Source organism: Micromonospora sp. DT231 (genome assembly GCF_049847025.1).
GTDB lineage: Bacteria > Actinomycetota > Actinomycetes > Mycobacteriales > Micromonosporaceae > Micromonospora.
In genome coordinates this window covers 246454-256656 of sequence record NZ_JBNCNO010000012.1, presented here as the reverse complement: position 1 = coordinate 256656, position 10203 = coordinate 246454, and the positions used below count along the sequence as shown (strand labels likewise).

Sequence of the window (10203 nt, the reverse complement as noted above, 5' to 3'; positions counted from 1 at the left end):
GCCGGCCTCGCCGACACCGTCACCTGGTACCGCGACAACCGCACCTGGTGGGAACCCCTCAAGACCACACCCACCGCCTGAACTGACAACGCCGCGGGTGGTGGCGCCGACGATGCAAACTCCGTCGGCGCCGCCACCCGCGGCGTTTCGGCGTCTGGTCAGCGACCGCCGGCGCGGAAGACCTCCGAGACGGTGCGGAGCACCACCTTGACGTCCAACCACAGCGACCAGTTCTCGATGTAGTAGTTGTCGAACCGGGCACGGTCGGAGATCGGGGTGTCGCCGCGCAAGCCGCTGACCTGGGCAAGGCCGGTGAGCCCGACGGGGACGCGGTGGCGTGCCGCATAGTCCGGGTATTCGGCCGAGAACTTCTCCACGAAGTACGGCCGCTCCGGCCGAGGGCCGACCACGCTCATGTCGCCGCGCAGGATGTTCCACAGTTGGGGCAGCTCGTCCAGCGAGGTCCGGCGCATGAACCGGCCGATCGGGCCGACCCGGTTGTCGTGCGCGATGGACCAGTTGGTCTGGGACTCCTGCTCGTTCACAGGACGCATCGAGCGGAACTTGATGACCTTGAACGGCTTGCCGTACCGGCCGATCCGCTCCTGATAGAAGAAGATCCCGGGGCCACCATCGATGAACGTGGCGAGGGCGCAGAGCAGCAGCACCGGGCTCAACAGCAGGAGCGCGAACCCGGCGAAGAACATGTCGGACGCCCGCTTGATGGCCCACCGGGGGCCGCTCAGCGTGATGTCGCCGATCTTGACGATCGGGAACGCGCCGATGTGGTCGGGGTAACCGCCGTGGGAGCGCGAGCCCCACAGGCGCGGCACGGCCCAGAGATCACAGCGCGAGCTGCGGGGCTGCAGCAGGGTCTCCATGAGCGTCGACTCGTCGCAGTCCGGGTCGGCGATGACCAGGACTTCGCACTCCGTCAGCCGGACGAGGTGCTCGAGGTCCGTCATCGTCCCGCTCAGCGCGAGCGCCGCGTTGTTCTGGCGTGACGGAGCGTCGACACAGCCGACGAACCGCAGGCCGTACTGAGGGTAGCGACGCAGCAACCGGGCGATCTCGAGGCCGATCGGCCCGCCGCCGACGACGAGGGCGTTGTGCTCCGCCCACCGACGCTTGCGGGACAGGACGGTGAAGGACCTGCTTGCCGCACGTCCGAGGATCACCAGCAACGCCGACACCGCGACATCGCGCATGAACCCGCTGACGTACGTCACGGAGGCGTGGCGTTCCGCAGCGATGATGGCCACCACCGAGGCGGCGGCCAGCAGCCGTCCGCAGAGGCTCGGCAACTCGTCGAGGATGCTCACGTGACGGCGCGGCCGGTAGAGGCCGCCGGCCGCGAACAGGGCCACGGTCAGGACGGCGTTGGCAAGCGTCCCGCGCCAGTAGCTCTGGCTCAGCAGCAGCGGAGCGATCAGCGCGACGGCGTCGACGGGCGCATTCATCATCCACGCCCGCAGCCACCGGGTGCGCGACGAGGTGCGCGACCTCGCGTACGGCAGGACGGCGGTGGTGCCCAGACCGGGCACCTCGACCTTGGCCTGCGCCCGAACCCCAGGCGCCCTCGTCTGCGGCACGGGTGGGGCGCCCCCGTAGAGGCGGCCCTCGTCGCCCGGCACGTCAAGATCGTCCCCGCCGACGGGCGGCGTGGACGAATGGCTGGTCGCCGGATGGCCTGACACTAGTGGACCTCCCCGTAAAAGCCCTCGGTCATGCGTCCCGACCAGAAGGGCGACCGAACTCTACGATCGACCGGGTCGTGCCACCATAGCCGCCAAGCCAGTTCCTTCTCCTACTTTGCGGCGGCAAGGATTCCCGGAACGTTGTCGTTGCGGACCGCATCGAAGACCTTAGCGGCCTTTTCCTTGTCGGCCAGCACCACGCTCTCGGTGCCCATCATGCCGGTGCCCTTCACCGGGCAGGTGAGGAACGTCAGGTTGCCGCTGCGCAGGTCACGCATCTCGGAGGCAAGGTCCACAAGGTTCAACTTCTTGTCCACGGCGACCGCGTCCGCCGTCGCCTTGACGAAGGAGTTGAGCTTGGCCGGGTTGGCGAGCGTGCCGCCGGACGCCGCCTTGTCCAGGATCGCCTTGATCACCTGCTGCTGGTGCTTGATCCGGGCGAAGTCGCCGTCGGCGAAGGCGTGCCGTTCGCGTGCGTAGTCAAGCGCGGCCGCCCCGTCCATCTTCTGCCGTCCGGCCTTGAACGTCCGGCTGCCGTTGAGCGCGTACAACGTGGTGAAGCCCTTCTCCACGTCCACGTTGATGCCGCCGAGCGCGTCCACGATCTCCTTGAAGCCGCTGAAGTCGACGATCGTCACGTGGTCGATCCGTACGCCGGTGAACTTCTCCACCGTCTGCACGAGCAGCGGCACGCCACCCCACGCGAACGACGCGTTGATCTTCGCGTCCTTGCCGCCCCGGCCGCTCGACGACTTCGGCACGTTGACCCAGGTGTCCCGGGGGATCGAGATGAGCTGGGCGCTGGACCGGTCCTTCGGAAGGTGGGCCACGATGATCGTGTCGGTGCGGGAGCCGGACTCGTTGTCCGGATCGCGCGAGTCGCTGCCGAGGATCATGATGTTCATGGCGCCCTTGGCGTTCTCACCCACCTGCGGGCGATCGGCCTCCGGCACACCGTCGAAGGCGTCGACGCGCTCGATGCCGGAGTTGATCGAACGGAAGTACAAACCGCCCGCGATCATCCCGCCACCGCCGAGCAACGCCAGGACCACGAAAGTGATCAAAGCGACCTTTTGCCACCGGGGGCGTCTCGGACGCGCCTTCTTCGTGGGCTCCGATGGTTGCTGCGCCGCGATGAACTGGGTCTCGGGCTCCGCGTACTCTTGGCGATACTGCATGCCGCGATGCTACTGATTCCCGGTTACGGGGATGTACCCCCGTCCGGGTCGTAGGTCCCGCATCCCGACCGAAACTCCTCCGACGATCGTTGCGGTGAACCTGCTGTGAAGCAGCGGTGGACACCACGCAACCGCGCCGAGCCGTCGCCCGCACGCCATTCACCCCGGTCGCCGCCTTGCCGAAGCGGCCGGGAGAGCCCCGCCGGCCACTGGTACCCCGGCGACGGGATCGACGTGGCATGGTAGCCAGGTGCGGCTGAGGGCGATACACACGTACCCCGTCAAGGGCTGTCACCGGCTCGACCACGACGGCGCGTTCGTGCAGCCGTGGGGCCTGGCCGGCGACCGGCGCTGGATGGTCGTGGACGTCGACGGCGTCGGCGTCACCCAGCGCGAGGCCACCCGGCTGGTCGGCCTGCACGCCACCGTGCGCCCCGGAGGTCTGTCGCTGCGCGCCGACGGGCAGCCCGACCTCGACGTGCCGGAGCCGCCCGACGGCGCACCGGTCCCCGTGCGGACCTTCCGCCACCGCACGATCCCCGTGCCGGCCCTGCCGGCCGGTCGAGCGGCCGACGACTGGCTCGGCGCGCTGCTCGGCCGACCGGTCCGGCTGGTCTGGCTGGGTCGGCCGACCCGCCACCTGGCCGCCGGGGACCGCGAACACGACACCGGTGACCAGGTCAGCTTCGCCGACGCCTACCCGCTGCTGCTGACGAACACCGCCTCCCTCGACGCCCTCGACACCTGGCTGGCCGAGGCCGGCGAGGAACCGGTGCCGATGACCCGGTTCCGGCCCAACCTGGTGGTCGACGGGGCATCGGCCTGGGCCGAGGACGACTGGGTCGGCCGCTCGCTGCGCCTCGGTGACCTGCGGTTCCGCGCCGCCGGGCCGTGCGGCCGTTGCGTGGTGACCACCACCGACCAGGAAACCGGGGTACGCACGACGGAACCGCTGCGCACCCTCGGACGACACCGCAACGTCCGGCAGAAGCTCCTCTTCGGACTGCACCTGGTGCCGCTCGACACCGGCCACCTGGCGGTGGGCGCCCCGCTCGTCATCGCACCCTGACCAGACTCGACCGCGATCGGCACGTGGAGCGCGCCGATCACCGTCCGTCACTGCTGTCTTAGCTTTGGCTTAGCCGGCTTGTCCGCCCACGTCCCGTTCCGGCAGCATCGCCGACGTGACGGACGTGAGCGTTGTCGACATCGACCTGGACCATGCTCCCGAGCAGCCGCAGGCGTCGTCGTCCCGCTCGACGCCCTGGCTGGTCGCGGCCGGCGTCACAGTCGTCGCGGCCGCCCTGGGACTGTCCCTGACCCTGCGATCCGGCGCCGCCCCGGCCTGCGCCGCCGGCCGGACCCTCGCCGCCGCGCCGCCCACCGGCACCGCCACGCACAGCGGCAAGGCCACCTTCTACGACTCGAACGGCGCCGGCGGCAACTGCTCGAACCCCGCCGCACCGGCCAACAAGCTCTACGTCGCGCTCGGCCCGACCGAATACTCGGCGGGTGCCGCCTGCGGTGGCTTCCTCGACGTGACCGGACCGAAGGGCACCGTCCGAGTGCTGATCATGGACCAGTGCCCGGAGTGCGCCCCCGGGCATCTCGACCTGTCCCGCGAGGCGTTCGCCCGGATCGCCGAACCGGTCCAGGGCCTCGTCCCGGTCACCTACCGTGCGGTGGTCAACCCACCGCTGCCCGGTCCGCTCACCTTCCGGATCAAGGAGGGGGCGTCGCAGTTCTGGTTCGCCGTCCGGGTCGGCAACCACGGCAACCCGCTAGGGTCCGTCGAGGTCCGGCAGGGCGACAGCGGGCCGTGGCGTTCGGCCGCCCGGCAGGACTACAACTACTGGCTGATCGCCTCCGGCGCCGGCGCCGGCCCGTTCACCCTCCGGATCAGCGACGTGTACGGCAACCGCGCCACCGCCAGCGGCATCCGGATGGCGCCCGGCCAGGTGCAGAACAGCACGGTCCGGATGTACGGGGGCGGCCCGGTCGCCGCCACGCCGCGACCGTCCGCGTCGGCCCGACCACCCGCCAATCGACCCGCTGCCGGTACGCCGACACCCGCCCGTCGCCCGGTCGAGGTGGCGAAGGCGAGCGCGCCGGCCACCGGCACGCCGAGCGCCCAGCCGGCCGCGGCCAACGCCCGCTGGTGCGGTGCCTGACCGCTCAGTCAGTAGGCGTCAGGTCCAACCACATCAGGATCTCGTCCCGGTCGTCACCGGGCGCCACCCGCAACGCGCCCGGCAACCTGCCGATCTCCCGGTAGCCGAGGCGGCCGTAGAACCTGTCCAACCCCAACCCGTCGCGGACCGTCACGTGCAGCGCCTCGTGGCCGAGTCGCCTGCCCAACCGGGCGGCCTCGACCATCAGCGCCGAACCGTAACCGGTGCCCTGGGCGTCCGGGTGGACCATCACCCGCTTCAACACGCACCAGTGCGCCTTCAGCGGGAAGCGATTGTCGGTGAAGACCAGCAGGGCCACCAGCCGATCGCCGGCGTAGCCGACAAGCAGGCGGTCCGATCCGTCGGCGATGCCGGCGAAGGTCGGGTCGGCGAGCACGCGCACGTCGGAGGCGGTCACCGGTGGAACGAAGCCGACCGCGCCGCCGGCGTTGCTGACGTCCGTCCAGAGGGTGACGATCTCGGCGCACAGGCGTGGGGTCAGGTCGGGGTCGAGGACGAAGCGCAGACTCACGCTCGCCATCCTGACCCGCCGACCAGGCCCGCGACCCTCGACAGTGACACGCCCGACAAGCCCGGGCTGGGGCGGGTGCGCGCCCGACCTGTGCGGGAGAGGGGATTCGAACCCCCACATCCTTCCGGATACAGGTTCCTAAGACCTGCGCGGCTGCCGTTACGCCACTCCCGCCAACGCCCTGAGTCTAGAACGTCTGGCTTCGGCGGTGTTGAGCCCGGCCTCCCGGAGAATGGTCGAGACCGTGCCGTGGCTCACCCTGCATCCGCCGTCGGGCAGGTTGCGAAGAATGCCGGACAGTCTCTTCGGCCCGACCTCTGGATGCGCCAGCGCCTGTTCTATGACCGTGTCACGATGGGCCCTCGAACGCCAACTGCGATGGGGCCGTGGTCTCAGGACGCCGTCCTGCTCAAGTCTCCGCCGAACCTTGTAAAGATAGGCCGAGGGCCAGCCCAACTGCCGTGCCGCCTCCAGGGCCGTCATCTGCTGTGCGTCAATTCGACCGAACAGGTCGACGATCTCCTCCGGCGTGGCCGGTCGGCGATCGGAGTCGGCCGTCTCGGGTGAGCGCTGCTCCCCATCGCCCGGCTCCACGTGGATGGCGAGATCAGGAGTTCGGTTTCGCCGGCCAGCATAGGTCGCGGTCTGACTGTGACAGTTCGGACAGAGAAGGCGAAGGTTCGGCGGCCGATTGTCCAGGAAATCGCCGTTGATGTGATCGACGTGCAGGGTGAGTGAAGCGCCCCGCCACACTGGCCCAATCCCGCACCCCTCGCACTCCTCCGGCACGCCGAGTGTGCGCAGCGCCCACTTCAACCGCACGCCTGGTGTCCGGCGGGACCCTTCTGGCAGCACGACCAGGAGTTGTGCGGATGTGGTGCGCCGTTCACCCCGCCGGCCGATGCTGTGTGCACTGCCGGTGAAATGCGAGGTGTCGATGCCGAACCTCTTCAGCTGGCGACTGATGTGCGCGTGCGAGCCGCCGCTGACGCGTACGCCGAGCAGCCGCATCACCTCGGTGATGTTGCGCGCGGCGGCGGCTGCGGCGGCCAGCGCCTCCGGCGTGTATTTGTAGCGAACCATTGACGGACCGTAGCGGCCCGGTGTGACAGTCAGTCCAGGCCGAGGTCGCGGCGGAGCTTGGCGACATGTCCGGTGGCCTTGACGTTGTAGAGCGCTCGCTCGATCTTGCCGTCGGCGTCGATCACGAACGTCGAGCGGATCACGCCGGTGACGGTCTTGCCGTACAGCTGCTTCTCGCCGTACGCGCCGTAGGCGGTCAGCACCGCCCGGTCCGGGTCGGACACCAGCGGGAAGGTGATCGCGTCGCGCTCGCGGAACTTCGCCAGCTTTGCCGGCTTGTCCGGGGAGATGCCGACGACCTCGTATCCGGCGGCCTGGAGCGAGGCGAGCGAGTCGCGGAAGTCGCAGGCCTGCTTGGTGCAGCCGGGGGTCATCGCGGCCGGGTAGGCGTACAGGACCACCTTGCGTCCGCGCAGGTCGGTGAGGGAGAGCTGGTCGCCGGTGTCGGTGGCGAGGGTGAACTCGGGCGCGGGGTCACCGGGGGAGAGGCGGTCGGGCGTGGTCATGGCCCGACGATACCGTCGGCCGGACGGGTGCCGTCGACGGCGACGCGCGGCGGCCACGACCCGCCTGCCGATCGCACGGCCACCTGCGAGCCCTGTCGTCGTCACCGGCTGGTGATCGACTCGTCGTCCGGGTGACCGAGCGCCGCCGGGTTTGGTCGGCCGAAAGGTGATCATCACCTCGCGTTGTTGCCAGGCTCTGGCAACAACGACTCATGGGAAATAGGCTGACGCTCGCTGGCCCGGTCGGGCCCACTGACGTGTGGGAGGTCGCGTGGAAACACGTGCGATGCACATCTCGAACGGGATCATCGACGGTCCCGTGGCGGCGATCTTCGCTGCGCTCGCTCTTGCCGCGCTCACCGTCTGTGTCCTGCGCGGCCGGCGCGACCTGGACGACCGGCTGGCCCCGATGGCGGGCCTGGTGGCCGCGTTCATCTTCGCCGTCCAGATGCTCAACTTCCCGATCTTCACGGCCGGCGTGAGTGGTCACCTGCTCGGCGGCGCGCTCGCCGCCATGCTCGTCGGCCCGTGGGTCGGCGCCCTCTGCGTGTCCGTGGTCCTGGTGGTGCAGGCACTGATCTTCGGTGACGGCGGCGTGGCGATGCTCGGCCTCAACATCACGAACATGGCGCTGCTCGGCACCGCCGCGGCGTACGTGCTGATCGCGGTGCTGCTGCGGGTGCTGCCCCGTACGCGGGCAGGTCTGGCCGTGACCGCGTTCGTCGCCGCGACGCTCAGCGTGGTGGTCGCGTCGCAGGGCTTCGTCCTGCAGTACTGGCTGGGCGGCACCACCGACCTCGGGAGCAACCTGACCGGTCTGGCCGGCACGATGGCCGGCGTCCACCTGCTGATCGGCATCGGCGAGGGCCTGATCACCGCGACCACCGTGCTCACCGTCGCGAAGGTGCGACCCGACCTGGTGTACGCGCTGCGCTCGCTGCGCGCCCCCGCCGCCCCCGCTGTCCCGGTCGCTGGAGGTGTTCGATGAAGAATCGCTCGTGGGTGTTCCTGGCCGGTGGCCTGCTGGTCGCCCTCCTGCTCGCCGGGGTGGTGAGCAACTACGCCTCGTCCCACCCGGACGGGCTGGATTCGTCCCTGCTCAAGGGCTGCACGGTCGACGCCGACGACAACATCGTCGGCGGTAGTTGCCCGGCTCAGCAGGCCCGCGACCACGAGTTCGCCGACAGCCCGCTTGCCGACTACGGCGTGCGCGGCGTGTCCAACAGCTTCGTCTCCACGGGCCTCTCCGGGGTGCTCGGGGTGCTTGTCACATTCGCGATCGGCGCTTGTGGGTTCTGGCTGCTGCGCCGCCGGGGCGTCACGCCGTCCGACGGAGCCACGCCCGACGGCACGACGCCGTCCGACGGAGACACGACGACACCCGCCGAGGGCGACGCCGGCGACGTCCGGCGCCGCGCCGACGCGACGAGCTGAGCAGGGGTACGCGCGATGGGTGCCGGTCACGGGCACGTGCTGTACCGCGAGTCGGACTCGCCGGTGCACCGGCTCCCGCCCGAAGTCAAGATCGTGGCGATGGTGGTCTTCACCATCGCCGTGGTGGCCACCCCGCGTACGGCGTTCTGGGCCTTCGGCGCGTACGCCGTGCTGGTGGCGGTCGTCGCGGCGCTGGCCCGGGTGGGGCCGCGGTGGCTGCTCAGCCGGGCGCTGATCGAGCTGCCGTTCGTGCTGTTCGCCGTGGCGCTGCCGTTCCTCGGCAGTGGCGAGCGGGTCGAGGTGCTGGGCCTGCGGCTGTCCGAGGACGGGCTGCACGGCGCGTGGAACATCCTGGCCAAGGGCACCCTGGGTGTGCTCGCCTCGCTGCTGCTCGCCGCGACCACCACCACCCGGGACCTGATCGTGGGGTTGGACCGGCTGCGCTGCCCGCAGGTGCTCACCCAGATCGCCACGTTCATGCTGCGCTACCTCGACGTGCTGATCGGTGAGGCGCGGCGGATGCGGGTGGCCCGGATCTCCCGGGGCGACGATCCGCGCTTCCTGTGGCAGTTGCGCGGCTTCGCCGCCGGGATCGGGGCGTTGTTCCTGCGCGCGTTCGAACGTGGTGAGCGGGTCTACCTGGCGATGCTGTCGCGTGGTTACACCGGGCGGATGCCCGCCGTGTGGCAGGGCGACGGTGCCGCGAGCGCCGGTCAGTGGTTGGTCGCGTCGACAGTGCCGGTGTTGGCCGCCTCCATCGCCGCCACCGCCGTCGTGCTGTCATGATCGGTGTCGTGCAGACCGCTCTCTCGCTGGACGTTCGTGGCGTTCGGTACGCGTACCCGGATGGGCACGTCGCCCTGCACGGGGTGGACCTGAGCGTGCCGCGCGGCGAGCGGGTGGCGCTGCTCGGGCCCAACGGCGCCGGCAAGACCACGCTTGTGCTGCACCTCAACGGGATCCTCGCCCCGACCGAGGGCAGCGTGAGCGTCGGTGGCCTGACGGTCACGCCGGACCGGGCCACCCTGGCCGAGGTGCGTCGCCGGGTGGGCATCGTCTTCCAGGACCCGGACGACCAGTTGTTCCTGCCCACGGTGGCGGAGGACGTGGCGTTCGGGCCGGCGAACCTGGGTCTGCGCGGGGCGGAGCTGGCCGCCCGGGTGGACGAGGCGCTCGACGCGGTGGGGATGGGTGCGCACCGCGACCGGGCCCCGCAGCACCTCTCCTTCGGGCAGCGCCGCCGGGTGGCGGTGGCCACCGTGCTCGCGATGCACCCGGAGATCCTGGTGCTCGACGAGCCTTCGTCGAACCTGGACCCGGCCGCCCGTCGTGAGCTGGCCGAGATCCTGCGCGGCCTGCCGGTGACGTTGCTGATGGTCACGCACGACCTGCCGTACGCGGCGGAGCTGTGCGAACGATCGGTGATCCTGGACGGCGGCCGAATCGTCGCCGACGCCCCCACCCCGGCCCTGCTGAACAACGCGCCCCTGCTGGCCCAACACCGCCTAGAACTCCCCCAAGGCTTCACCCCAAACCCCTAACCCCCACCCCACCCCCGTTGATCATGAGGTTATTGCGCTTCACCCGGCGTGTCGGGGGCAA

Annotated in this window: 11 protein-coding genes and 1 tRNA gene; 6 read left to right on the top strand and 6 right to left on the bottom strand. The window is 70.3% G+C overall.

What is annotated here, in order from left to right; genetic code table 11:
• Positions 1–158 precede the first annotated feature (158 nt).
• Positions 159–1463, bottom strand: coding sequence for a sugar transferase (locus ACPXBU_RS27120; RefSeq protein WP_393373071.1), 1305 nt, complete (start codon positions 1461–1463; stop codon positions 159–161).
• A 344-nt stretch (positions 1464–1807) separates the two neighbouring features.
• The gene (locus ACPXBU_RS27115; protein ID WP_393372457.1) at positions 1808–2875 is read right to left on the bottom strand and encodes an LCP family protein; all 1068 of its coding nucleotides are present in this window, start codon (positions 2873–2875) and stop codon (positions 1808–1810) included.
• 250 nt (positions 2876–3125) lie between these two features.
• Here ACPXBU_RS27115 and ACPXBU_RS27110 point away from each other — a divergent pair, with 250 nt between their 5' ends.
• Both ACPXBU_RS27110 and ACPXBU_RS27105 read left to right on the top strand, forming a co-directional pair.
• Positions 3126–3944, top strand: a complete 819-nt coding sequence (locus ACPXBU_RS27110) for an MOSC domain-containing protein (RefSeq protein WP_425760218.1) — start codon at positions 3126–3128, stop codon at positions 3942–3944.
• Between the two features lie 115 nt (positions 3945–4059).
• On the top strand, positions 4060–5046 hold the full coding sequence (locus ACPXBU_RS27105) for an expansin EXLX1 family cellulose-binding protein (RefSeq protein ID WP_425760217.1): 987 nt from the start codon (positions 4060–4062) through the stop codon (positions 5044–5046).
• Between the two features lie 4 nt (positions 5047–5050).
• Here the strand turns inward: ACPXBU_RS27105 and ACPXBU_RS27100 are convergent, their stop codons facing one another.
• From ACPXBU_RS27100 to bcp, 4 genes are all read right to left on the bottom strand, one after another.
• Positions 5051–5578, bottom strand: coding sequence for a GNAT family N-acetyltransferase (locus ACPXBU_RS27100; RefSeq protein ID WP_425760216.1), 528 nt, complete (start codon positions 5576–5578; stop codon positions 5051–5053).
• A gap of 91 nt (positions 5579–5669) precedes the next feature.
• Positions 5670–5752, bottom strand: a tRNA-Leu gene (locus ACPXBU_RS27095).
• Positions 5738–6661 (bottom strand): hypothetical protein, encoded by a 924-nt coding sequence (locus ACPXBU_RS27090; protein WP_425760215.1) that lies wholly within the window; start codon positions 6659–6661, stop codon positions 5738–5740. Before ACPXBU_RS27090 ends, ACPXBU_RS27095 begins: the two co-directional genes overlap by 15 nt.
• Before the next feature lie 29 nt (positions 6662–6690).
• The gene (bcp, locus tag ACPXBU_RS27085) at positions 6691–7167 is read right to left on the bottom strand and encodes a thioredoxin-dependent thiol peroxidase (RefSeq protein ID WP_393372471.1); all 477 of its coding nucleotides are present in this window, start codon (positions 7165–7167) and stop codon (positions 6691–6693) included.
• Between the two features lie 271 nt (positions 7168–7438).
• Here bcp and ACPXBU_RS27080 point away from each other — a divergent pair, with 271 nt between their 5' ends.
• From ACPXBU_RS27080 to ACPXBU_RS27065, 4 genes are read left to right on the top strand one after another with little or no spacing between them, the layout of a single operon-like run.
• Positions 7439–8155 carry an energy-coupling factor ABC transporter permease gene (locus ACPXBU_RS27080; RefSeq protein ID WP_393372474.1) on the top strand — a complete coding sequence of 239 codons (717 nt, stop codon included), beginning with the start codon at positions 7439–7441 and terminating at the stop codon, positions 8153–8155.
• Positions 8152–8601 (top strand): PDGLE domain-containing protein, encoded by a 450-nt coding sequence (locus tag ACPXBU_RS27075; RefSeq protein ID WP_425760214.1) that lies wholly within the window; start codon positions 8152–8154, stop codon positions 8599–8601. Before ACPXBU_RS27080 ends, ACPXBU_RS27075 begins: the two co-directional genes overlap by 4 nt.
• A gap of 15 nt (positions 8602–8616) precedes the next feature.
• Positions 8617–9387, top strand: a complete 771-nt coding sequence (gene cbiQ, locus ACPXBU_RS27070; RefSeq protein WP_425760213.1) for a cobalt ECF transporter T component CbiQ — start codon at positions 8617–8619, stop codon at positions 9385–9387.
• The gene (locus ACPXBU_RS27065) at positions 9384–10142 is read left to right on the top strand and encodes an energy-coupling factor ABC transporter ATP-binding protein (RefSeq protein WP_393372483.1); all 759 of its coding nucleotides are present in this window, start codon (positions 9384–9386) and stop codon (positions 10140–10142) included. Before cbiQ ends, ACPXBU_RS27065 begins: the two co-directional genes overlap by 4 nt.
• The last annotated feature ends 61 nt before the right edge of the window (positions 10143–10203 follow it).